This window comes from Brevundimonas sp. 2YAF1 (genome assembly GCF_052114745.1).
In the GTDB taxonomy this organism is placed as follows: domain Bacteria; phylum Pseudomonadota; class Alphaproteobacteria; order Caulobacterales; family Caulobacteraceae; genus Brevundimonas.
In genome coordinates this window covers 210,068-232,034 of sequence record NZ_JBFRFI010000002.1, presented here as the reverse complement: position 1 = coordinate 232,034, position 21,967 = coordinate 210,068, and the positions used below count along the sequence as shown (strand labels likewise).

Below are 21,967 nucleotides of genomic sequence, written 5' to 3'. Positions count from 1 at the left end.
GTAGAGCGGCGTTGGCTGAAATCGCCGTTCGCAGCTTGGCGGCTTCTTGTCGCTGTCTCAGGCTTAGCTTACCCAAAGCCATGGAGAATTCGCGTCGTTCAATGAGCGCGGATCGACTGGGACAGGAATCGCCACGGTCGCCGCGGGCGGCCGGGCCATAGAGCCGGGGAGCCGCCTTATGCGTTTCAACCTAATTCTTCGCTGCACCGCGTCGGCCGCCGTCGTCGGCGCCGTGGCGTTCGGCTTCGTCGGCGCCGCGTCGGCCCAGGAAGGCCCGACCACGGTCGACGACATCATCGTCACCGCCCAGAAGCGCGAGCAAAGCCTGCAGGACGTGCCGATCGTGGTCACGACCCTGTCGCAGGAACAACTGCACGGCGCCGGGGTGCGCGACATCAAGGATCTGCAGATCCTGACGCCGGGCATGACCGTCACCTCGACCCAGTCGGAAGCCTCGACCACGGCCCGCATCCGCGGCGTCGGCACGGTCGGCGACAACCCGGGCCTGGAAAGCTCGGTCGGCGTGGTCATCGATGGCGTCTATCGTTCGCGTAACGGCGTCGGCTTCGGCGACCTCGGCGAACTGAGCCGCATCGAAGTGCTGAAGGGGCCGCAGGGCACCCTGTTCGGCAAGAACACCTCGGCCGGCGTCATCAACATCATCACCGAGGCGCCGTCCTTCACGCCGGGCTTCAACGCCGAGGCGACCTACGGCAATTTCAACGCCTGGGGCGTGGCGGGCTCGGTCACCGGCCCGATCACCGATCAGATCGCCGGCCGCCTCTATGTGGCCAAGCGCGAGCGTGACGGCTTCTACGACGTGATCACCGGCGCCGGTCCGCGCACCGAGACCGACGACCAGAACCAGAACTTCTGGACCGCGCGCGGCCAACTGCTGATCCTGCCCTCGGACCAAGTGTCGATCCGTCTGATCGCCGACTATTCCAAGCGCGACGAATACTGCTGCGTCACCACCCAGCTCCGCACCGGCCCGACCTATGGCGCCGTCACGGCCGTCGGTGGGCAACAACATCCGCCGGCCGCCGGCTTCGGCCCGTTGCCCTTCTCGCGCACGGCCTACGCCAATCGCGGCACCGGCCAGCAGATGAAAGACATGGGCTTCTCGGCCGAGGCCAATATCGACATCCCGTCGTGGAACGCGACCCTGACCTCGATCACCTCCTGGCGGAACTGGGAGGGGGTCAACGGGATGGACCTCGACTACACCACCGCCGACCTGCTCTATCGCCAGAATGACGGCAGCTATGGTTTCAAGCTCGACAACCTGACCCAGGAATTCCGCCTGGCTGGCTCCACCGACCGCCTGGACTGGCTGTTCGGCGCCTTCTTCACCAAGGAGGACATCAGCCGGGCCGACAGCTACTGGTATGGAGCCGGCTATACGCCCTTCCTGTCCCTGCTGCTCTCGTCGCAGTTGAACGCCGCCAATCCGGTCTTCCCCGTCAGCCCCAACGACATCGGCTGCTTCAGCCGGCCGGGCCAGTCGGCCGCCGGCCTGAGCGGCTGCCTCGCGACAGGCGGCATGACGCCCTCGGGGGCGACCGCCGCGACCGGACCGGGCTTCGGCGTCGGCGAGGGCGTGCGCGACCATTACAGCCAGGGCACCGAATCCTTCGCCTTGTTCACCAACAACACGGTGCATCTGACCGACAAGCTCGATCTGACCCTGGGCCTGCGGTACACTCAGGACCACAAGCAGTTGCTGGCGTTGCAGGACAACGTCGGCACGAACGGCGCGGCTTGCGGCGGGACCTTGGCCAACGCCGCCGCCATCCAGGGCGTCTTCGGCCCCGCGACCGGACCGCGCCTTATCGGCAACATCTGCCTGCCGTGGGCCAACCCGCTGTTCGACAATCGCACTCTGTCGGAAGAGAACACCGGAGGAGAGTTCACCGGCACGATCAAGGCTGCCTATCGCTTCAACGACAGCGTCATGGCCTACGGCTCCTACGCGCATGGCTACAAGTCGTTCGGCTACAATCTGGACCGCGTGCAGAACGGCGTGACCCCGACGTCGTCGCTGTATTTCCCGGCCGAAACGGTCGACAGCTATGAGCTGGGTCTGAAGAACACCCTGTTCAACCGCAGCGTCCTGCTCAACGTCACCTACTTCCACCAGAAGTTCGAAGACTTCCAGCTCAACACCTTCCTGGGCACGGCCTTCGTGGTCGAATCCATCCCTGTGCTTAAGTCGCACGGCTTCGACGCCGACTTCGTCTGGTTCACGCCGATCCAGGGCCTGTCGTTCACCAGCGGCCTGACCTACACCGACACCAAGTACGGCAGCTTCACCGCCGCCGACCTGACCAATCCCGGCAACTTCCCGCAGCTGTCGCTGCTGCCGGGGGCGCGGGCCTCGTTCGCGCCGGAATGGTCGGCCACGGGTTCGGTGGCGTTCGACCGTTCGATCGGTTCCGGCCTGAGGGTGGGCTTCAACCTGTCGGCCAAGTATACGACGGATTACAACACCGGGTCCGACCTGCTGCCCTTCAAGATGCAGGACTCCATGACCCTGCTGAACGGCCGCATCACCCTGGGCGCGGAAAATCAGCGTTGGGCGCTGGACATCTGGGGCCAGAACCTGACGGACGAGGAATATGTTCAGGTCGCCATCAACGCCCCGCTTCAGGGCTCGGCCTTCCAGACCACGCTCCAGCCAAACGGGACCTATTTCAACCCGGCGCTGGACACCCAGACCTACAACGCCTTCCTGGGCCAGCCGCGCACCTACGGCGCGACCCTGCGCATCAAATACTGATCGATCCTCCGCCTTCGGGCAGAGGCGAGGCGGGCCGGAGCGATCCGGTCCGCCTTTTTCTTTGCGGTCGTGAGGCCCTGGAACCCGAGGTCGCCCGCATGCCATACGTCCTGCCCATGAAAAAGCCCCCGGAGATCGCTCTCCGGGGGCCTTGTCGTCACGGGCCTTCCCTCGATTATTCCGTGGTGACGGGCGGGTCTTCGGCCAGTCGCCGCTGGCCGGCGAAGGCCTTGCCGATGCGGCGGCGGCCCCAGCCTGCGACGTCGTCGATGATGGTGAAGATGGCCGGGATGTAGAGCAGGGACAGGAAGGTCGAGGAGATCAGACCGCCCAGCACGGCGATGGCCATGGGCGAGCGGAACTCGACGTCGGCGCCCCAGCCGATGGCCACGGGCACCATGCCTGCCCCCATGGCGAAGGTGGTCATCAGGATGGGCCGCGCCCGCTTGTGGGCGGCGTCCATGATCGCTTCGAAGCGCGTCATCCCGCTCTTCTCGGCCATGACGACATAGTCGACCAGAAGGATGGAGTTCTTGGCCGCGATCCCCATCAGCATCAGCACCCCGATCAGCGACGAGATCGAGAAGCTGGATTGCCCCACGACCAGGCCGATGATGGCGCCGCCGACGGCCAGGGGCAGGGCCGCCATGATGGTGATCGGATAGGCGAAGCTTTTGAACAGCAGGACCAGAACCGCATACATCAGCAGGATGCCGGTGCCGAAGGCGATGGCGAAGCCGGTGATCATTTCCTGGATGAATTCGGCGTCCCCTGCCGGAACCTGGCGGACGCCCTCGGGAAGTTTCTGGACCGAGGGCAGCTTCTGCACCCGTTGGGCGGCCTCGCCGGTGCGGATGCCGTCCAGTTCGGCTGTGATCGAGGCGATGCGCGACCGGTCCTGACGTCTGACGGCGGCAGGGCCGGCGCCGAACTCGATGTCGGCCACGGCGCTCAGCGGCACGGCGGCGCCCGAGGCGGTCGGGACGCGCAGGGTCTCGAGCACGTTCAGGTCCTGGCGCGCCTTCTCGGTCAGTTGCAGCCGGATCGGCACCTGACGGTCGCCGAGGTTGTATTTCGGCAGGTTCTGATCGACGTCGCCCAGGGTGGCGACGCGCACTGCCTGGGAGATGGTCCCGGTCGAGACGCCGGCCAGGGCCGCCTCGTCGGGGCGCGGCGTGACCATGATTTCGGGACGGGCGATGGCGGCGGTGTTGACCACATTGGCCAGGCCGGGCACGCCGCGCATCTCTTCCTCGACCTTGCGGGCAGCGGCGTTCAGGGCGACGGGATTGTCGCCCAGGATGGCGAAGGTGTAGCGGGTGCCGTCGCTGGGGCCGCCGCCCTGCTGGGCGATGCCGGCGCTGATGCGGGCGCCGGGGATGGTCTTCAGCTGGTCGACCATTACGCGGGCGAATTCCTGCTGGCTCAGTCGGCGCTCGCCCTTCTTGACCATGTCGGCATAGACGCTGGCCTTGTTGACGTCCTGGCCGCCGATGGCGGCATAGACCGAGAGGACCTCGGGCCGGTCCTCAAGCGCGTGGGTCACGCGCTGAACCACGGCGTCGGTCTCGCGCAAGGTGGCGCCGGGCGGCAGTTCGATCTGGAAGGCGGCGCGCGACTGGTCGCCCGAGGGGCTGAACTCGAACGACAGGGCGACGACCGCCAGGGCGATGGAGCCGACGAGGAAAGCCGCGCCTCCGCCGAACACCTTCCAGCGGTTGCCTAGGCACCAGCGCAGCGCGCGCAGATAGCCGGGCATCCACATGGGGTCCTTGTCTTCGTGCTTGGTGTGTTTCAGCAGATAGGCGGCCATCAGCGGCGTCAGGGTCCGCGCCACGATCAGCGAGAAGGCGACGGAGACGCAGGCCGCCAGGGCGAAGGCCTTGAAGAACTGCCCGATGATGCCGGGCATGAAGCCGACGGGCGCGAAGACGGCGATGATGGTCGAGGTGGTGGCCACGACCGCCAGGCCGATCTCGTCGGCAGCCTCCATCGAGGCGTCATAGGGCGTCTTCCCATCGCGCATATGGCGCACGATGTTTTCGATCTCGACGATGGCGTCATCGACCAGGATGCCGATGGTCAGCGACAGCGCCAGCAGCGTCACCCCGTTCAGCGACTGGTTCAGCGGTCCCAGGATGGCGAAGGTCGGGATCAGGGCCATCGGCATGGCGGTCGCCGCGATCAGGGTCGCCCGCCAGTCGCGCAGGAAGATGAAGACGGCGATGACGGCCAGGACCGCGCCGAGGAGCAGGGCCTCCAGCGAGGCGACATAGCTTTCCTCGATATACTTAACGCTGGAAGTGACCTGTTCGATGGTCAGCTCCGGGTGGGCCTCGTCGATCTTGGCCACGACGCGGCGAACCTTTTCGGCCACCTTGACCTCGCTGGCCTCGCGCGAGCGCAGGAAGTTGAAGGTCACGGCTTCCTGGCCGTTGTAGCGGGCCAGGCGGCGCGGCTCGGTCCATTTGTCCTCGACGCGGCCCAGGTCGCCCAGGCGCACGTTGCGGCCGCCGCCGAGCGGGATCAGGGTCTGGCGCAACTGGTCGACCGAACCGGCCGAGCCCAGGGTGCGGATGGCGCGCTCAGAACCCGCCACGGTGATGCGGCCGCCCGGCAGGTCGGTGTTGACGCTGGTCAGGGCCTGGCTGACCGCCGCTGCCGTCACGCCGTAGGCGGCGAGGCGGTCGGGGTCCAGTTCGACGCGGATCTCGCGGTCCACGCCCCCGGAGCGGTTGACCTCGCCCACGCCGCCCAGGGCCAGCAGCGAGCGGCTGACCTCATTGTCGATGAACCAGCTGATCTGTTCCGGCGACATGGTCGGCGAACGGACCACATAGGTGATCAGGGCGTCGCCGGTGATGTCGATGCGCTGGACCGTCGGCTCCTGCATGTCCTGGGGCAGGGAGGCGCGCACGCCGCTCATGGCGTTGCGCACGTCGTTGGTGGCGCGTTCGGTGTCGGTGCCCAGTTCGAACTCGATCTGGGTGTTGGAGACGCCGTCGGTGATCTGGGAGGTGATGTGGCGCACCCCGGACAGGCCAGCCAGCGAGTCCTCGATCAGCCGCGTGACCTGCACCTCCATCTCGCTCGGCGCCGCGCCCGGGCGGACGGCCGTGACGTTGACCAGGGGGAAGTCGATGTCGGGGTTGTTGTTGATCCGCATCCCCATGAAGCCGATCACCCCGCCGATCGTCAGCAGGATGAACAGCAGGATGATGGGGATGGGGTTCTTGATGGCCCAGGAGGAGATCTGGTTCATGGCCGGGCCTTACTTCTTGGCCGGGGCGGCCGTGACGACGGGCGTCCGGACCGTCTGTCCAGTCGAAACCGTCACCTTGTCTCCGTCGTTCAGGAAGCCGGCGCCCTGAACGACGACGCGGACGCCGGGCTCGACGCCGCTGACCGAGGTCTGGTCGTCGCGGCGCGACAGCACCGTCACGGGACGGAAATGGGCCGCTGCGTCGGCGTCCAGCACGAAGACCCCGGCCTTGTTGTTGCGATAGAGGACTGCGCCGGTCGGCACCACGGTCGCGGGCTGGGCGCCGGCGTCGATGGTGGCGCGGGCGAACATGCCGGTCTTCAGGCCGCTGGCAGGCGACAGGGTGATGCGGGCGACGCCGAGCCGGGTCTGGGCGTCAACCTGGGGCGTGACGATGCGGACCGTGCCGGTGGTCGTCAGGCCTTCGTTCGACGTGACGGTCGCCGTTTGCCCCGCGCGGATGGCGGGCAGGTCGGTTTCCGGCACCTGGGCGTCCAGTTCCAGCCGGCCGTCGCGGACCATGCGGAACAGCTCGGTTCCGGCCGAGACGATCTGGCCGCGCGTGACGCTGCGGCTGATGATCAGGCCCGAGACCGGCGCCTTGATCTCGCTCTGGGCCAGGCGGGTGCGGGTTTCCGACAGGGAGGCGCGGGCCGCGGCGAGATTGGCCTGGGAGGCGCGCTGATTGGCCAGGGCGATGTCCAGCGAAGCCTGGCTGAGGAAGCCGCGCGTTTTCAGCTCCTGGGCGCGGGCCAGGGCGGCGTCGTCGCGGGCGGCGTTGGCCTCGGCGGTCTGGACCGCCGCCTGCTGCTGACGCAACTGGGCCTGGAGCAGGGCGTCGTTCAGCTTGACCAAGGTCTGACCCTGACGGACGTAGGTTCCTTCGTCGACAAACACGCCGACGGCGGTCAGGCCGCCGGTCTCGGCGCCGACAGGCACTTCTTGCCAGGCCGACACCGTGCCCGAGGCGACGATGGCGCGGGGCAGGGCGGTCAGGGTGGCGGTCGCCGCGCTGACGGTCTGGCGCGAGGCGCCGGAGGGTTTGTCGCCGGCCTTCTTCTTGTCATCGCCGTGTCCGCCGCAGGCGGTCAGAGCCAGGGCGGCCGCAGCCAGCAGCAGGGCCGGGGCGGCGCCCGGAATACGAAGGGTGTTCGCCACGTGCGAGGATCCTTGAAGGGTCGGTGCAGGGAGGGCGCGAACCTTCTGTCCGGCGCCGGACGCGAGTTTGATAGCCACGCTTCATAGCGTTTGCGTGAAGCGTCCTCAAACCTCGCACGCCACCATTACCGCGAAGTAATCCGCCGGCTGCGGGCGCAGGAAAATTCCGTCGTCAGGGGCGGTCGCGCTCGGGCAGGGCCGCGACCTCGGCCTCGCTCAGGCGTTTGACGATGCGGACGCGGCAGGGCGTGACCGGGGGCGTCGCGCCGGAGGGCACGACCATCGTCCAGTCGCCGGTGCACAGGCGATCCAGTCCGCGTTGCGGCAGGAAGGCCAGTCCCATGGCGTCTTCCAGGTTGGGGCAATAGCCGGCCGTCTCCAGTTCGAACACCGTCTTGCCCGATCCACGAATGAAGATGGTCTGATCCGGCGAGCGGATGCGGAAGCTCTGGATCTGATCCTGGAACATGCACTGGCGTTCCGGGCCGACCGATGTCGCGCGTTCGGTCGACGTGGTCGGAGCACACCCGGCCAGGGCGGCGACGCCGGAAACGGCGACCAGAAGCAAAGGGATGAGGCGCGACATGGGGGAGCTCCGTGAAAGCTGTGCGTTTCCTACTGTCGGAATGATGAACCTTGGCTTTCTAAGCGTCCGAACCGGCCTGGGGGTTGCATTCGGCGGACGCGAAACGCGCAGGCGACAGTCGTTGCCGGGCCGCCTGTGGCAGGGGCGAAGGCCGGCCCAGAATCTGGGCCGCCAGATCCTCGCCCAGCAGGGGGGCGACGCAGAAGCCGCGCGACCCCAGGCCGCCCAGAATGAACAGTCCGGAATGGTGTTCCAGACGGCCTGAAATCGGCAGGCGGTCGGGCGTGGTGGCGCGCACGGCCTTGCGACGCTGACGGTCAGGGGCCCTGGCGACGGCTTCGGCCAGATGCGGGCGGGCGGCCGCCAGGGCGCTCAGATTGTGCGCCGAACCTGCGTCGTCGGGCGTGACGTCGGTCACGCCTCGTTCGTGGGTCGCGCCGAAGAGCAGGCCCGAACCGGTGGGCGCGGCGTAACCGCCCCAGGCCGTCGGCGCGCTCGTCGGCCCCTCGACCCAGTCCGCCTGACCGGCGACGGGCGAGAGCGGCGTTTCGGCGAGGGCGGCGACGCCCCATCCCGCGGTCAGCACCACGGCGTCGGCCTCGACGATGGGCTCGCCATCGCCGTCCAGCAGCCGCCAGCCGTCCTCGCCGCGTTCGACCACGGCGACGGTCGCCTGCCGACGCGCCGCGCCCGCCAGCCACGGTTCCAGCACCGCCGAGGGCCGCAGCGCCAGCCCGCTCTGCATCAGCAAGCCGCCGGTCTGGACCGGCTCGCCCAGGCGTTCGGCGCAGGCGGCGGCGTCCAGCCGGGTCATGGCGCCGACCGGCCACAGGTCCTGGGCCGCGATCTTGTCGAAGCGGACGGCGTCGCGCGGAGCTTGTTCCAGTTGCAGCACGCCTTCGGCGATCACCGCCTCGGGCAGGGCGCGGTAGAGGGTGCGGGCGCGTTCCAGCGCCTGGGCGTGGAAGCCGGCGATCAGCGCGTCTCCGGCGTCGAGGCGGGGCGTCACCAGGGCGGCGGGAAAGCCCGAGCCGCCCGCGCCGGGGCGGTCGGCCTCGATGACGGTGACGCGAGCCCCGCCGGCGATCAGGGCGCGCGCGACCGAGGCCCCGGCGATCCCGGCGCCGACCACCGCGACATGGCGCGGCGGCGCCGGCGTGGGGGGCGGCGAGGGCAGGCGCGCTTCAAGCCGTTCGCGCTTGCGGCCGTGGCCGGGCTTCTTTTCGACGACGAAGCCCTGCTCGGCCAGACCGCGCCGCACGGCGCCGGCGACGGTGAAGGTGGCGACCCGCGCGCCGGGCGCGGAGCGGGCGGCGATCAGGGCCATGATCTCGGCCGACCACATGCCGGGGTTCAGCGCGGGCGAAAAGCCGTCCAGGAACCAGGCGTCGGCGGGGCCGGACCATTGGGCCAACGCCCATTGGACGTCGCCCACGGCCAGATCGACGGCGACGTTCCATTGCGGCAGGTCGAGACGGTGGAAGCCGGGCGTTCCTTCCGGCCAGACGGCGAGAACGGCGGCGGCGGTCTCGGCCAGTTCGGGCCAGGCGGCCAGGGCGCGCGCGGCCTCGTCGCGGGTCAGGGGGAAGCCTTCGATGGAGAAGACGTGCAGGCGGCCGTGGTCCGGTCGGGCGCGGCGCCACAGGTCCAGCAGGGCCACGATGTTCAGCCCGGTGCCGAAGCCCAGTTCGGCGACGGTGAAGTCAGCGCGTCCGGCCCAGGCCTCGGGCAGGCCGCAGCCCTCGAGGAAGACGGCGCGGGTCTCGGCCAGGCCGTCGTCCCTGGAAAAATAGACGTCGCCGAAACGGCCGGAGCGCGGCGAGCCGTCCTCGGCCCAGAACAGCTTGGGAGAGGCGTTGTCGGTTACGTCGTCGGGCAGTTCATCGGCCATGGCCGGGCTTTAACCGCCCCCGGCGCGACTGGATAGCGCGCACGAAAAAAGGGGCCGCCCGAAGGCGACCCCTTTCCGCATCGCGACCCGGAGGCCGCGATCCAAGACGTAAGTCTTAGTGAGCAGCAGCCGGAGCGGCAGCGGCCGGAGCAGCGGCGGCCGGAGCAGCAGCGGCGTCAGCAGCCGGAGCGGCGGCAGCGGCTTCACCAGCAGCGGCGGCAGCGTCGGTGGCGGCGGCGTCGGCGGTGGCGGCGGCGTCCGTAGCGGTCGCAGCGGCGTCCGTGGCGTCGGCAGCGGCGTCTTCAGCCTTGTCGGTGGCGGCCGGTTGGCAAGCAGCCAGGGCCAGAGCGGCGGCCGAAGCGGCGATCAGAGCGGTGATGCGCATAGTTTTTATCCTTCAGAAGGGAACCGCGAGATCATGAATCCTCGCTGGGAGGAGATAACGGGATCGTGAGCGAAACCGCAAGCGAAATTCTCACGCGTTCGTGAACTCGCGTTACGCCCATGAAAAAAGGCCGCCTCGACGGATGTCGAAGCGGCCCTTTGCGTTCGTCTGAACCGGCTTAGTAGGCGGGTTTGGCGGGCGCCTTCTCGGGGGCCTTCTCGGCGGCGGGGGCCGCGGTCATGGCGGCGCCGGCGGCGTCGGCGGCTTTTTCACTGGCGGCGCCGGCGGAAGCGGCGGCGTCGGTGGCGGCGCCGGCGGCCTGGTTGGCGGCCATAGCGGCCTGGTCGGCGGCGGTCCCGGCCGTATTGGCGGCGGCATCAGCGGCCGCAGCCGCTTCTTCGGTCTTCTTCTCGGCAGGTTTCTGGCAGGCGGCCAGCGACAGGGCGCTCAGGCCGGCGGCGACGATCATCAGGCGACGGATAGTCATGACATACCCTCTTTGAGATCCATGGATTGGCGGAAAACCCCGCCGCCGACAGGCGTAACGCGACAAGAGGGGCGACGGCAACCCTTGTTCTTCGTAAGCGCCGGGGTGGCGCGACGGGCCCGCACGCGTTCGTGAGCCCTGGAGATCGGGCGTGATTGATCCGTGTTTGTCGCGGGTCAGGCGTCCATCGGCGCCGCCGCCAGAGCTTCTTCCATCTCGGTGAAGGACGGCTGGGCCGTCGAGGGGATGTCGCCGCGGCCGATCTCGACCGAGATCTGGGCGGCGTTGCCGTGCAGGTGGGCGACCAGCACCGACTGGATGATCTTGTAGTAGGCGCCTTCCTCTTCGATGATCGCGGTCAGGCGGGCGGCGAAGGGGCCGACCAGGCCATAGGCCAGGAAGACGCCGAGGAAGGTGCCGACCAGGGCGCCGCCGATCATGCCGCCCAGGACTTCCGGCGGCTCCGTGATCGAGCCCATGGTTTTCACGATGCCCAGAACGGCGGCGACGATGCCCAGGGCGGGCAGGCCGTCGGCCAGAGTCTGAAGCGCGTGGGCGGGGGCCAGGGCTTCGTGGTGATGTTTCTCGAGCTGTTTTTCCATGGCGTCCTCGATCTGGTGGGGATCCTCGAGGTTCATGGTCATCATCCGCAGGGTGTCGCAGATGAAGTCGGTGGCGAAATGGTCCTTCAGCACCTTGGGGTATTTCTGGAAGATGCTGCTCTCGGCCGGCTTTTCGATGTGGCTTTCCAGGGCGATGACGCCCTTGGACTTCATCGTTTTGGTCAGCTGGAACAGCAGGCTGAGCAGGTCAATGTAATCCTGCTTCTTCCATTTCGGTCCGGCGAACGTCTTGCCGAGGCCCGAAAGGGATTTCTTGATCACCGGCAGGCTGTTGGAGATCAGGAAGGCGGCCACGCCCGCGCCGCCGATGGCCATGAACTCATGCGGCAGGGCGTGCATGATGACGCCGAACTTGCCGCCGCCCAGGATGTAGCTGCCGAACACCATGCCGAACAGCAGGACAATGCCGATAATCTGGAACATGAAACGGTCGGACGTCCTGCAGGAGAAGGGTCAGGACGACGTTATCGGCGTTAATGCTTAAGGGCGGGTTTCGCCGATCCCGGTTCGGGACGCGAAATCAGAGGCGGGTCGTTCCGTCGATGATCGCCGCATAGGCCTTGGGCGTCAGCTTCTGATAGCCGGCCTTGCCGCCGCGCACATAGATGGGGCCGTCGACCTTCTCCAGATCGAAGCCGTCGGCGACCAGATCGACCTTGCGGTATTTGAAGGTGCCGGTGGTCTCGGCCGACTTCATCAGGCGCAGGAAGACCGGGCGGGCGTAGGGCGGCAGCTGCTCGTCGGCGTAGGCGGCGAAGGCGGCCGCGTCGAACTTGCCCTCCATCACCAGGCCGGCCATGCCGGCCTTGCCGTCCTGACTGGGGACGGAGACGCCATAGGCGATGACTTCCTGAACGCCTGGCGCATCGGCCAGACGCTGCTCGACTTCGGCGGTGGAGACGTTCTCACCCTTCCAGCGATAGGTGTCCCCCAAGCGGTCCATGAAGTAGAAATAGCCCTCGCGGTCCTGACGCATCAGGTCGCCGGTGCGGAACCAGCGGTCGCCCTTCTTGAAGACGTCGGTGAGGATCTTCTTCTCGGAGGCCTTCTTGTCGGCGTAGCCGGAGAAGTCGTGGCGGATGTCCGAGGCGATCTGGCCGATGGCCTCGCCGGTCTGGCCGACCGAGACCAGCTGGCACAGGCCGTCCGAACGGCGCAGCGGCTCGCCCGTCTCGGGGTCGAGCGCGACCAGGCGGATGTTGATCTGCGACTTCAGATAGCTGGGCACGCGGCCTATGGCCCCCGCCTTGCCGTCGAAGTTGAACAGGGAGACGTTGCCCTCGGTGGAGCCGTAGAACTCCATGATGTCCTTGATGCCGAAGCGCTGCTGGAAGGCGGGCCAGACGTCGGGGCGCAGGCCGTTGCCGAAGGCCAGGCGCAGCTTGTGGGCGCGCTCGTCCTCGTTCGGCGGGCAGTTGACCAAATAGCGGCACAGCTCGCCGATATAGACGAACATGGTGGCGCCCGAGGCCTTCACGTCGGGCCAGAAGCCGGTCGCCGAGAACTTGCGGCGGATGATCATCCGCCCCCCGTTCAGCAGCACCGAGCCGACCCCGACCAGACCGCCGGTCGAATGATACAGCGGCAGGCAGTTATAGAGCGCGTCCTTGGTCGTCGAGGCGGTGGCCCCGGCGAAGGCGCGCATATAGGTCCGCGCCCGCGAATGGGGGATGCGCGCGGCCTTGGGCAGGCCCGTGGTGCCCGAGGTGAAGATGAACAGGGCCGTGTCGCGGTTGGTCAGCCCCTTGCGCAGGGCCCGGTCGGGCCGCACCGAGGAGGCGCTGCGCACCGCATTGTCGATATCGCGGCGGCTGTTGGTCTCGTCCTCGTCGGCCAGGCCGTGGACCCAGATCATCAGGCTGCGGTCGATGAAGGGGCGGGCCTCTTCCACCGCGCGCCAGGATTCCTGATCGGTGACGACGTTGAAGGCGTTGGAGATGGACAGGCAGTGGGCCAAAGCCGCGCCGGTCAGATTGGTGTTGATCAGGGCCGTGGCCACGCCGACCTTGGAGAAGCCGATCCAGGCCGCCAGGTATTCGACGCGGTTGTGCATCACCAGGGCGATGACGTCCGACCGTTTCAGGTTCCGCGCCTTGGCCCAGTGGGCGTAGCGGTTGGCCAGGGCGTCCAGCTGGCGATAGGTCAGGCGGCGGTTTTCATCCTCGACCGCCACATGGTCCGAGAATTTGTCGACCGCCTCCTCGATGTCGTCGCAGAGCAGGACATCGCTATCGAGGGTGATGGGCTTGATGCGCTTGAGGAGGCGGTACAGCCCGCTCGCGAACTTGATATCGCGCCGGATGTTCGCTGCCAGACCCATGGTTGCGCCGCCCCTCGATGAACTGTGGTCCCATGGTGATGGACGGGCGGCGACGACGGGTCAACCGGAAGACCGTGGTGAAGCGCCATCAGGCCGAGAATATCTCGAAATCCGCGCATCCGACTGTTACCCAAGGTCAATATCGCCACGTGCCGTCTACAGTCGTCGGCGGCGTTGGTTTCGGATGACGTCAATCGCTGAAAAGCGAAAGAAGCGTCGTGATCCTGGGCCTCCGTCGTCGTGACTTTGGATCAGGGGGCGGACGGCGTGGCGCGGGCTGGCGTCACGCGCCAGACGGCGTCGCCCACGTCGTCCGCGACCAGCAGCGCGCCGGAACGGATGCCCAGAACCCCGACCGGACGGCCCATGGCCTCGCCCTTGTCGTTGCGGAAGCCGGTCAGGACATCCTGCGGCGGACCCGCCGGGCGGCCGCCGCGGAAGGGAACGAAGATGACCTTGTAGCCGGATGGCGGGTTGCGGTTCCACGAGCCGTGCTGGCCGATGATCGCCCCGTTGCGCCACTGGGGCATCAGCGTTCCCGTATAGAAGGTCAGCCCCAGCGAGGCGGTGTGCGCGCCCAGGGCGTAGTCGGGCTTGATGGCCTTGGCCGTCATGTCGGGTCGGGGCGGGTGGACCCGGGGATCGACCGTCTGGCCGAAGTAGCTCCATGGCCAGCCGTAGAAGCCGCCCGGCGTGATCGCGGTCATGTAGTCGGGGACCAGATCGTCGCCGAGCGCGTCGCGTTCGTTGACCGCGACCCACAGCCGTCCGTCCTCGGGGTTCCAGGCCATGCCGACCGGATTGCGCAGACCTGAGGCGAAGACGCGCCGCGCGCCGGTCGCGCGGTCGATCTCCAGCACGGCGGCGCGGTCGACCTCTTCGCCCAGCCCGTTCTCTCCGACGTTGGAGTTGGAGCCGACCCCGACATAGAGCTTCGAGCCGTCGGCCGAGGCGACCAGGCTCTTGGTCCAGTGGTAATTGCGGCCGGCGGGCAGGTCCGCGACCTTGACCGGGACGGCGGTGATCCGGGTCTGGCCGGCGCGATAGGGGACGGCGACCAGGGCGTCGGCGTCGGCGACATAGAGGCGATCGCCGATCAGGGCCATGCCGAAGGGCGAGGTCAGGCCGAACAGGAAGACGGTCCTGGTTTCGGCTGTGCCGTCACCGTCGGCGTCGCGCAGCAGGGTGATGCGGTCGGCGCTGGCCACGCCCGCGCCCGCCTGGCCCATGACGCCGCGCTCGAACCAGCCGCGAACGCCGCCGCCGCCGCTTTCGGCGGGTTTGGCCGGGGCGTTGGTCTCGGCGACCAGAACGTCGCCGTTGGGCAGTTCATAGAGCCAGCGCGGATGGTGCAGTCCCGTGGCGAAGGCGTTGACCTGCAGGCCCGCGGCCGCGACCGGCGTCCGCCCGGGAGGCCAGCCGACGGCGGGGGCGATCTTCACCGTGGGGATGGTCTGGATATGCGCCGCCGGCAGTTGCGGGTTCGGGCCGAAACCGGCGCTCACGGGCAGGGCCTTTTCCGCGCCGCAGGCGGCCAGGGCGAGGGCCAAAGCGAGGGGCGGGGCGAGGCGGCGGCGAAGCATGGGCGGACCCTCGGCGTTCGGATCGGGCGGGAAGGCCCGGAGACCCGACATCATAGCCCCGCGTCGGATGCGCGGCGCGCGAAATGATCCGGCCTTGCGGAACGGCGCTCTTGAGCGCGTCCTGCGGCCTGCCTATCTGCGAACCTATGCCGGGAGGGCTCATGACGTCCGTGATCGCCATCGAGGGTCTGACCAAGACCTATAAGTCCGGGCTTCAGGCGCTGAAGCACGTCGATCTGAATATCCGCAAGGGCGAGATCTTCGCCCTGCTGGGGCCGAACGGGGCGGGCAAGACCACCCTGATCTCCATCGTCTGCGGCATCGTCACGCCGTCGAGCGGGACGGTGACGGCCGAGGGCTTCGACATCCTCAAGGACTACCGCGCCGCGCGCACGCGCATCGGCCTGGTGCCGCAGGAACTGACGACCGACGCCTTCGAGACCGTCCTGGCCACCGTCACCTTCAGTCGCGGCCTGTTCGGCAAGGCGTCGAACCCGGCCCATATCGAAAGGGTGCTGCGTGAACTGTCCCTGTGGGACAAGAAGGACGCCAAGATCATGACCCTGTCCGGCGGGATGAAGCGCCGGGTCATGATCGCCAAGGCCCTGAGCCACGAGCCTGATATCCTGTTCCTGGACGAACCGACGGCGGGCGTGGACGTGGAACTGCGCCGCGACATGTGGGCCCTGGTGCGTCAACTGCGTGATCGGGGCGTCACCATCATCCTGACCACCCACTATATCGAGGAGGCCGAGGAGATGGCCGATCGGGTGGGGGTCATCCTGAAGGGCGAACTGATCCTGGTCGAGGACAAGGCCGTCCTGATGACGAAGCTGGGCAAGAAGACCCTAACCCTGAATCTGCAGACGCCGATGGCGGCGATCCCGCCGGAACTGGCTGAATGGGACCTGAGCCTGAGGAACGAGGGCGGCGAACTGGAATACGCCTTTGACGCCCAGGCCGAGGACACAGGCGTGCCGACCCTGTTGCGCAAGCTGGAGGGGCTCGGCGTCGCCTTCAAGGATTTGAACACCCGCCAGAGCTCGCTGGAAGACATCTTCGTCAGCCTGGTCCACCGCGATCGGGAGGATGTGTGATGACGTTCAACGGACACGGCGCCAATCCACGGGGCGTCTGGGCCATCTATCGCTTCGAGATGGCGCGGGCGCTGCGCACCCTGTGGCAGTCGATCGTCACTCCGGTGATCACCACGGCCCTGTATTTCGTCGTCTTCGGCGGGGCCATCGGCAGCCGCATGACCGAGATCGGCGGCGTGCCCTACGGCGCCTTCATCGTGCCGGGGCTGATCATGCTGAGCCTGTTCACCCAGTCTATCTTCAACGCCAGTTTCGGCATCTATTTCCCCAAATTCACCGGCACTATCTACGAGATCCTGTCGGCGCCCGTCAGCCCGCTCGAGATCGTCATCGCCTATGTCGGGGCGGCCGCGACCAAGTCGGCGCTGCTGGGGCTGATCATTCTGGCGACGGCGTCGTTGTTCGTGCCGTTGCAGATCCTGCATCCCTTCTGGATGCTGGCCTTCCTGATCCTGATCGCCACCACCTTCAGCCTGTTCGGCTTCATCATCGGCGTCTGGGCGCAGAATTTCGAACAGCTGCAGATGATCCCCATGCTGATCGTGACGCCCCTGACCTTCCTCGGCGGGGCCTTTTATTCGATCGACATGCTGCCCGACGGCTGGCGCACGGTGACCTTGTTCAACCCGGTGGTCTATCTGATCTCGGGCTTCCGCTGGGCCTTCTACGGCATCGGCGACGTCAGCGTGGGGATCAGTCTGAGCGCGACGCTGGGCTTCTTCTTCCTGTGCCTGGCGGTGGTGGGCTGGATTTTCAAGACGGGGTACCGGCTGAAGAACTGAGGCCGCATTCCGCGCGTCACGAAACCGCCGAACTCCCTCAGCAGGTTGAGGCTCCGCCGACCCTTTCGTGATGCGCCCCGCCCGGCGCCGGAGCCCGAATGTCCGACGCCGACGACAAGCCCGTTCCCTTCGCCCGCCGCCCCGTTCAGTGGGGCCGACCGCCCCAGACCGTGTTCCGCGTCGGGCCGCTGCCGCGCGGGGGCGCCCTGCCGCCTCAGGCCGCGGCGCCGACACCTCGTCCTGCTGCGCCGCGCCCGGCCTCGAGCGGGGTCTTTGCCGGTTCGCTGGTGCCGCGCCGCGCACCGCAACCGGCCGCTGCGCCCAGCCTGATCACGGCGCCGCTGCCGACGGCGGCGCTGCCCGCATCCGCGCCGGTTGCGCCCGCCGACCCGGCACCCCGGCCCTTGCCGCCGGTTCAGGCTCCGGCTGCGCCGGCCGCCGCTCGCGCGCCTCAAGCCGCGCCGACGCCCGTTGTGGCTGCGCCCAAGGTCGAGCCGTCCAGTTTCGCAACGCCCTTGGCGGCGCGACGACCCGCCCGCAGCGCTGTCAGCCGCGCGCCCCTCTACATCACCGCCGCCGCCGTGGTGGTGATCGGGGCTCCGCTAGCGACCTGGCTGATCACCCGTTCGAACAGCCAACCGACGCCCGCCGCGCCGTCGTCGGCCCCGATCGCCTCGCCCGGGCTGGAGGCCGAGACCCCCGCCGCTCCGGCGGTCCAGGCCGCTTCCGGCCTGGTCGCCGCGCCTGTCGCCGCGCCTCTGGCGACGGCCCCGACGCCCGCATCCGCCGCGCGTTCGACCGCCCGGACGCCGCGCCGGGCTGCCGCCGCATCGCCGGAAACCCTGGCCGCGAACACGGCCCCGTCGTCCGCCGCGACGCCGCCGGCCGGCCTTGCGTCCGTTGCGCCAGCGCCTGTCGTGTCTGCGCCTGTCGTGCTGGTCGCCCCGGCGCCCGAACCGGCTCAGCCCTCCGGTCCGGCGCCCACCGCTGCGCGTCCGCCTCAGACCGATCCCAACGCCCCGGTGGTCACCAAGCCTCAGCCGCTGGACTAGGGTTTGGGCGGCGGCGTCTGCTCGGCCAAGGGCGGCACGCCGGTCGCCTGGCGAACGGCGTCCGTGAGGAGGTCGCGGTCGAGGGTGCTCTGTCTGATGGGCTGGTCCCCAATCTGGACGAACTGGGTGCCGTAGATCTCGCCCTGGCTCAGGGCGGCGGTCGCCAGCGCATGGGCCAGCAGATAGTCGTCCGGCTCCAGGCTGTGCTGGAAGATGAGGCCTGCCCGCAAGTAGTCCGCGCCGGACCTGACCTCGCCGCGCTTGAGCATCGCACGGACCTCGACCAGACGCGCGGCGTCGGCCATGACCTCCATCAGATCGATCACGCCGTCCTTGCGCGCCGCCTGGTCGGCGTTGAACAGGGCGGCGAGCGCCCGATTGTCGGCCACGGGCGGGGGCGCCTGGTCAGGACGGTCCGAAGGGCGGCAGGCGGCGAGAAGCAGCGCCGTCGCCAGGAGTGTGGCTACGAGTTTCATGCTCCTGGATAAGGGGAACGGCAGCGCTTAGCGCAAGGTCAGGTATCCGCGTTCGACCATGCGGCGCAGGGCCTCATAGACCTCGGCCAACTCCTCATAGGCGGTGCGGGCGGCGGTCAGGCGGGCGGTCTGGTCGGGGGTGACGGCGGAGCCGGATTCCAACAGGCGCAGGGCCTCGGCGGCCCAGCGAGCGCGGGCGCTGGCGGTCAGGACAGCCAGTTTCTGAAACGTGCCGACATCGACCCGCGACAGGGTCTGGCCGATGACTTCGCGGTTCGAGATGAAGGCGGTGTAGTCGATCTGCTCCAGCAGGCCGCGCAGGCGGCGCTGCTCCTGCGGGTCGAGATCCTGCGGCTCGAAATGGTCGCGCGGGCGGCGGTAGCTCTGGGTCAGCACGGTCGACATCGGCGGCGCTCCACTAGGACTGCGGAGCCGAGGCTGCGCCGCTTCGGTTAACGGGTCGTTTGCGCCGCCGCCGAGATGCCCGTGGGTGCGAGTTTCAGCGGCTCGTGATCGGGCGCGCCCTGGCCGCGCGGGCAGGCCATGGGGCGATAGGTCTTGGAGTAGCAGAGCCGCGCCTCGCGGAACCAGCCGTCGGTCGTGGCGATGAAGACGCCGTCGCGCGGCAGGCCCGGGTTGGCGGCGACGAAGGCGTCGCGGATGGCGCCGGCGGTCAGACGGGCCTCGGGGATGGCCTCAAGGTCCGGCTTGTTCAGGCCGTTCCACATGCGCGCCGCCTGTTCGAAATAGGCCTCGGGGCTGTCCCAGCCGCAGGCGCCGTGGGCGGCCCATTCGTGCTGCTGAAGGCTGGGCGACGGGGTCATGCAGAAGGTCTTGCGCACGGTTTCCAGCGGTATGCCGGAAACCGGTTTGCAGTAGCGCGGGTGCTTGTCGCCGTCGCCGTTGGGCCACAGGCCGTGCAGGGTCAGGCCGAAGCGGTTCTGGGCGCACTGATGGCGTTCGTCGGGATAGTCCTTGCCCGAGCGGCAGGCCTGGGGCGACCAGCTGACGGCCAGCATGTTGAAGGCGACCGGCACGTCGGCGGCGACCTCGTCCGCGGGGGGCGTATAGGGGCGGGCGGGGCTCAGGTCGGCGGGAACGGCGCAGGTCGCGACCGCGGGCGAGGCCGTCAGGACGGGCGGCGACAGGCGAGGCTCGCAGCCGGCCAGCAGCACGGCGGCGCTCAGGACGGCGCCCCAGACGGCGGGCGAGGGCAGCAAGGTCGGCCGCATGGCGCAGGCTCCGGGTCGGACAGGACGGTTTCCGACGCCTAACCGTTAAGTCGGCGACGGTCGAGACGGAACCCGGCGCCCGCTCCGCTCATTCCACAAAGCGTCAGTGTTGAGGAGCCCCCATGCCCGACGACCGCAACGCCTTCGAGGCCGCCCTGGAAGAGGCGATCGCCCTGTTCGAACAGGGCGAGGGGCTGGATCACATGCGCTTCGACGCCCTGCTGGCCGAGATCGAGGCCCGCCGGGCGGCCCTGGTCGCCGTGCCGGAGAGCGATCCCCGCGTCGAGGAGATCCGCCGCCTTCAGGCCCGCGCCGACGAGCTGGAGGCCCGCGTCGCGGCGGGCAAGGGTTCGGTCATGGACGAGGTCAACCAGACCCTGTCGCCCCTGATGGGGCGGAAGGGGGCTTAGGGCGCCCGGAGGGGTAGCGGCGGCGATCAGCAACACCATATGGTGCGGATAACCCTGCCCGAGGAACCGCTCCCATGACCGACGCCGCCCCCGTTCTGAAGACCCTGAAGATCGACTTCGTCTCGGACGTGGTCTGCCCCTGGTGCGTGGTCGGGCTGGGCGGGCTGACGACGGCCCTGGAGACGCTGAAGGACGAGGGCGTCACAGCGGATGTGAGATTCCAGCCGTTCGAACTGAACCCGCAGATGGCGCCCGAGGGCGAGAACATCGTCGAGCACATCGGCCGCAAATACGGCTCCACCCCCGAGCAGTCGGCGGCCAACCGCGTCATGATCCGCGAGCGCGCCGCCGAGGTTGGCTTTGACATGCGGATGGGCGACGACAGCCGCATCTGGAACACCTTCGACGCCCACCGCCTGCTGCACTGGGCGGGCGAGGCGGCGCCCGACCAGCAGGCGGCGCTGAAGCGCGCCCTGTTCGCCGCCCACTTCACCGAGGGCCGCAACCTGACCGACGCCGGGGTCCTGACCCAGGCGGCCGAGGCGGCGGGGCTGGACCGGGCCGAGGCGGCCGAGGTGCTGGCCTCGGGCCGCTATGCCCAGGAGGTGCGCGGCGCCGAGGACCTGTGGCGGGCGCGGGGCATCACCTCGGTCCCCGCCGTGGTGGTCGAGGGCAAGTATTTGATCAGCGGCGGCCAGCCGGCGGCGGCCTTTGAAGAGGCGCTGCGGAAGATCGCCGCGGAGGTTTAAGGGCGCGCTCAAGCAGCCCGAAGGGCGTTAGCGCACTAAGACTCCTTCTCCCCTTGCGGGAGAAGGTGGGCGAGCGAAGCGAGGTCGGATGAGGGGTTGCGCCTTCGTCCGGCCTTTTGCTGTTTTTGAGGGCGGAGAGACCCCTCATCCGGCCCTTACGGGCCACCCGTCGTCAGCTCGCGGTGCGAGCTTCCTCCACCCGCAAGGGGAGAAGGGACGGGAGGCGGCGGATTCGTTTCCAGAAAAACAGAGTCCAATTCGTCTGAATCGTCTGAAATCGTCCCCTCGGGATCGAGGCGGGCCTTGAGGGCGGTCATGCGGGCCTCGATGGCGCGGCGGCCGGCGTGGTCGTCGGGGGACAGGAGGGCGGCGTCGCGGGCGACCTCGGCGACGGCTTTCAGGTCGGCGTCCAGCGCAGCGGCGGGATCGGGTTCGGGTTCCGGCGTGACGGCGGCCAGCAGGGCGGGGTCGGTCAGGGCGCGCCAGGTGCGCAGCCAGGAGGCGGCCTCGACGGCGCGGCCGCGCTGCAAGGCGCGGTTCAGCCGCATCAGGGCCTGGGCCGCCATCTGGGCCAGGTCTGGCGGGGCGGCGGGGGCTTCCTCGTCCTGCGGATCGGGCCAGACGTCGTCGATGTCGCTGCGGCGCCAGCCCTCGCGCGCGGCGCGGGACCGCAGGGTTCCCAGCTTCAGGTCATAGCGGGCGCAGACGGCCTCGGCTGAGTCTCCGGCCAGATAGTCGCGCCGCGCCGCCGCCCAGGTCCGCTCCGAGCGGACGCGATAGCCAGTGTCGCCAGTGGGGTCGCCTGCGGGGTCGCCCATGACGTCACCCATGACGCCATGGGGGGCCTCTGGTCCGGCGTCGCCGCCGACAGGGGGCCCGTCCGCCTCGGCGGGCGCCCTCGGGTCGGGGGCGGTCGAGGGCCGGACACGGTCCGGGATGTAGGTGACGTCGCCGAGCTCATCCTGCTCCCACCGCCCAGAGGCGATGATCCGGGGCTCGCCCTCGTGCCAGTATGCCTCCCGCGCGTCGTCCATCTCGCCTCCTCCTGCCTGCGGGAAGGAGGTTGGAGGACGGGTGCGTCAGGATCGGACGGGG

19 protein-coding genes are annotated in these 21,967 nt (G+C 68.8%); 6 read left to right on the top strand and 13 right to left on the bottom strand.

The features are described from left to right. Positions 1-178: 178 nt before the first annotated feature. Positions 179-2,779 (top strand): TonB-dependent receptor, encoded by a 2,601-nt coding sequence (locus AB4Y68_RS03735; RefSeq protein WP_441454169.1) that lies wholly within the window; start codon positions 179-181, stop codon positions 2,777-2,779. Positions 2,780-2,954: 175 nt separating this feature from the next. Here the strand turns inward: AB4Y68_RS03735 and AB4Y68_RS03730 are convergent, their stop codons facing one another. The 9 genes from AB4Y68_RS03730 to AB4Y68_RS03690 form a co-directional block, all read right to left on the bottom strand. Beyond that, entirely contained in the window at positions 2,955-6,041 is a 3,087-nt protein-coding gene (locus AB4Y68_RS03730; RefSeq protein ID WP_441454168.1) for an efflux RND transporter permease subunit, read from the bottom strand. Between the two features lie 9 nt (positions 6,042-6,050). Next, complete coding sequence (locus AB4Y68_RS03725; protein ID WP_441454167.1) at positions 6,051-7,199, bottom strand: efflux RND transporter periplasmic adaptor subunit; 1,149 nt, start codon at positions 7,197-7,199, stop codon at positions 6,051-6,053. Positions 7,200-7,371: 172 nt separating this feature from the next. After that, complete coding sequence (locus AB4Y68_RS03720; protein WP_441454166.1) at positions 7,372-7,785, bottom strand: DUF6491 family protein; 414 nt, start codon at positions 7,783-7,785, stop codon at positions 7,372-7,374. Positions 7,786-7,843: 58 nt separating this feature from the next. Continuing rightward, positions 7,844-9,676 (bottom strand): FAD-dependent 5-carboxymethylaminomethyl-2-thiouridine(34) oxidoreductase MnmC, encoded by a 1,833-nt coding sequence (gene mnmC, locus AB4Y68_RS03715; RefSeq protein WP_441454165.1) that lies wholly within the window; start codon positions 9,674-9,676, stop codon positions 7,844-7,846. Positions 9,677-9,791: 115 nt separating this feature from the next. Continuing rightward, positions 9,792-10,061, bottom strand: coding sequence for a hypothetical protein (locus AB4Y68_RS03710; RefSeq protein ID WP_441454164.1), 270 nt, complete (start codon positions 10,059-10,061; stop codon positions 9,792-9,794). 178 nt (positions 10,062-10,239) lie between these two features. Continuing rightward, a complete protein-coding gene (locus AB4Y68_RS03705) occupies positions 10,240-10,548 on the bottom strand; it encodes a hypothetical protein (RefSeq protein WP_441454163.1) in 309 nt (102 codons plus the stop codon). 176 nt (positions 10,549-10,724) lie between these two features. After that, positions 10,725-11,594, bottom strand: coding sequence for a flagellar motor stator protein MotA (gene motA, locus AB4Y68_RS03700; RefSeq protein ID WP_441454162.1), 870 nt, complete (start codon positions 11,592-11,594; stop codon positions 10,725-10,727). 97 nt (positions 11,595-11,691) lie between these two features. Beyond that, a complete protein-coding gene (locus tag AB4Y68_RS03695) occupies positions 11,692-13,491 on the bottom strand; it encodes a long-chain-acyl-CoA synthetase (protein WP_441454161.1) in 1,800 nt (599 codons plus the stop codon). A 251-nt stretch (positions 13,492-13,742) separates the two neighbouring features. Continuing rightward, a complete protein-coding gene (locus AB4Y68_RS03690) occupies positions 13,743-15,074 on the bottom strand; it encodes a PQQ-dependent sugar dehydrogenase (protein WP_441454160.1) in 1,332 nt (443 codons plus the stop codon). 161 nt (positions 15,075-15,235) lie between these two features. On the opposite strand from AB4Y68_RS03690, the gene AB4Y68_RS03685 reads away from it, so the two are divergent. The 3 genes from AB4Y68_RS03685 (at position 15,236) to AB4Y68_RS03675 (ending at position 18,005) form a co-directional block, all read left to right on the top strand. Beyond that, positions 15,236-16,171 carry an ABC transporter ATP-binding protein gene (locus AB4Y68_RS03685; RefSeq protein ID WP_441454159.1) on the top strand — a complete coding sequence of 312 codons (936 nt, stop codon included), beginning with the start codon at positions 15,236-15,238 and terminating at the stop codon, positions 16,169-16,171. Next, positions 16,171-16,953: an ABC transporter permease gene (locus AB4Y68_RS03680; RefSeq protein WP_441454158.1), complete on the top strand. Its 783-nt coding sequence runs from the start codon at positions 16,171-16,173 to the stop codon at positions 16,951-16,953. The genes AB4Y68_RS03685 and AB4Y68_RS03680 overlap by 1 nt, the downstream gene beginning before the upstream one ends. Positions 16,954-17,051: 98 nt before the next feature. Continuing rightward, positions 17,052-18,005: a hypothetical protein gene (locus AB4Y68_RS03675; protein ID WP_441454157.1), complete on the top strand. Its 954-nt coding sequence runs from the start codon at positions 17,052-17,054 to the stop codon at positions 18,003-18,005. Here the strand turns inward: AB4Y68_RS03675 and AB4Y68_RS03670 are convergent. The 3 genes from AB4Y68_RS03670 to AB4Y68_RS03660 are packed head-to-tail and all read right to left on the bottom strand — an operon-like array spanning position 18,002 to position 19,713. Next, the gene (locus AB4Y68_RS03670; RefSeq protein WP_441454156.1) at positions 18,002-18,481 is read right to left on the bottom strand and encodes a hypothetical protein; all 480 of its coding nucleotides are present in this window, start codon (positions 18,479-18,481) and stop codon (positions 18,002-18,004) included. The two genes, AB4Y68_RS03675 and AB4Y68_RS03670, sit on opposite strands and share 4 nt — an antisense overlap. 27 nt (positions 18,482-18,508) lie before the next feature. Continuing rightward, a complete protein-coding gene (locus AB4Y68_RS03665; RefSeq protein WP_441454155.1) occupies positions 18,509-18,886 on the bottom strand; it encodes a hypothetical protein in 378 nt (125 codons plus the stop codon). A 47-nt stretch (positions 18,887-18,933) separates the two neighbouring features. Next, complete coding sequence (locus tag AB4Y68_RS03660) at positions 18,934-19,713, bottom strand: ribonuclease T2 family protein (RefSeq protein WP_441454154.1); 780 nt, start codon at positions 19,711-19,713, stop codon at positions 18,934-18,936. 122 nt (positions 19,714-19,835) lie between these two features. On the opposite strand from AB4Y68_RS03660, the gene AB4Y68_RS03655 reads away from it, so the two are divergent. Together AB4Y68_RS03655 and AB4Y68_RS03650 are read left to right on the top strand one after the other, a co-directional pair. Continuing rightward, positions 19,836-20,123 (top strand): hypothetical protein, encoded by a 288-nt coding sequence (locus AB4Y68_RS03655; RefSeq protein WP_441454153.1) that lies wholly within the window; start codon positions 19,836-19,838, stop codon positions 20,121-20,123. 74 nt (positions 20,124-20,197) lie between these two features. Continuing rightward, positions 20,198-20,872 carry a DsbA family oxidoreductase gene (locus AB4Y68_RS03650; protein WP_441454152.1) on the top strand — a complete coding sequence of 225 codons (675 nt, stop codon included), beginning with the start codon at positions 20,198-20,200 and terminating at the stop codon, positions 20,870-20,872. 155 nt (positions 20,873-21,027) lie between these two features. Here AB4Y68_RS03650 and AB4Y68_RS03645 read toward each other — a convergent pair whose 3' ends face one another. Continuing rightward, on the bottom strand, positions 21,028-21,906 hold the full coding sequence (locus AB4Y68_RS03645) for a hypothetical protein (RefSeq protein ID WP_441454151.1): 879 nt from the start codon (positions 21,904-21,906) through the stop codon (positions 21,028-21,030). Positions 21,907-21,967: the final 61 nt, after the last annotated feature.

What these genes read in the sequence shown, in the direction of transcription:
- AB4Y68_RS03730 (WP_441454168.1), bottom strand. Translation starts at nt 6,041, where the DNA reads ATGAACCAGATCTCCTCCTGGGCCATCAAGAACCCCATCCCCATCATC.
- AB4Y68_RS03690 (WP_441454160.1), bottom strand. Translation starts at nt 15,074, where the DNA reads ATGCTTCGCCGCCGCCTCGCCCCGCCCCTCGCTTTGGCCCTCGCCCTG.
- AB4Y68_RS03665 (WP_441454155.1), bottom strand. Translation starts at nt 18,886, where the DNA reads ATGTCGACCGTGCTGACCCAGAGCTACCGCCGCCCGCGCGACCATTTC.
- AB4Y68_RS03710 (WP_441454164.1), bottom strand. Translation starts at nt 10,061, where the DNA reads ATGCGCATCACCGCTCTGATCGCCGCTTCGGCCGCCGCTCTGGCCCTG.
- AB4Y68_RS03650 (WP_441454152.1), top strand. Translation starts at nt 20,198, where the DNA reads ATGACCGACGCCGCCCCCGTTCTGAAGACCCTGAAGATCGACTTCGTC.
- AB4Y68_RS03695 (WP_441454161.1), bottom strand. Translation starts at nt 13,491, where the DNA reads ATGGGTCTGGCAGCGAACATCCGGCGCGATATCAAGTTCGCGAGCGGG.
- AB4Y68_RS03670 (WP_441454156.1), bottom strand. Translation starts at nt 18,481, where the DNA reads ATGAAACTCGTAGCCACACTCCTGGCGACGGCGCTGCTTCTCGCCGCC.
- AB4Y68_RS03720 (WP_441454166.1), bottom strand. Translation starts at nt 7,785, where the DNA reads ATGTCGCGCCTCATCCCTTTGCTTCTGGTCGCCGTTTCCGGCGTCGCC.
- AB4Y68_RS03645 (WP_441454151.1), bottom strand. Translation starts at nt 21,906, where the DNA reads ATGGACGACGCGCGGGAGGCATACTGGCACGAGGGCGAGCCCCGGATC.
- AB4Y68_RS03675 (WP_441454157.1), top strand. Translation starts at nt 17,052, where the DNA reads ATGTCCGACGCCGACGACAAGCCCGTTCCCTTCGCCCGCCGCCCCGTT.
- AB4Y68_RS03735 (WP_441454169.1), top strand. Translation starts at nt 179, where the DNA reads ATGCGTTTCAACCTAATTCTTCGCTGCACCGCGTCGGCCGCCGTCGTC.
- AB4Y68_RS03685 (WP_441454159.1), top strand. Translation starts at nt 15,236, where the DNA reads ATGACGTCCGTGATCGCCATCGAGGGTCTGACCAAGACCTATAAGTCC.
- AB4Y68_RS03680 (WP_441454158.1), top strand. Translation starts at nt 16,171, where the DNA reads ATGACGTTCAACGGACACGGCGCCAATCCACGGGGCGTCTGGGCCATC.
- motA (WP_441454162.1), bottom strand. Translation starts at nt 11,594, where the DNA reads ATGTTCCAGATTATCGGCATTGTCCTGCTGTTCGGCATGGTGTTCGGC.
- AB4Y68_RS03660 (WP_441454154.1), bottom strand. Translation starts at nt 19,713, where the DNA reads ATGCGGCCGACCTTGCTGCCCTCGCCCGCCGTCTGGGGCGCCGTCCTG.
- mnmC (WP_441454165.1), bottom strand. Translation starts at nt 9,676, where the DNA reads ATGGCCGATGAACTGCCCGACGACGTAACCGACAACGCCTCTCCCAAG.
- AB4Y68_RS03655 (WP_441454153.1), top strand. Translation starts at nt 19,836, where the DNA reads ATGCCCGACGACCGCAACGCCTTCGAGGCCGCCCTGGAAGAGGCGATC.
- AB4Y68_RS03705 (WP_441454163.1), bottom strand. Translation starts at nt 10,548, where the DNA reads ATGACTATCCGTCGCCTGATGATCGTCGCCGCCGGCCTGAGCGCCCTG.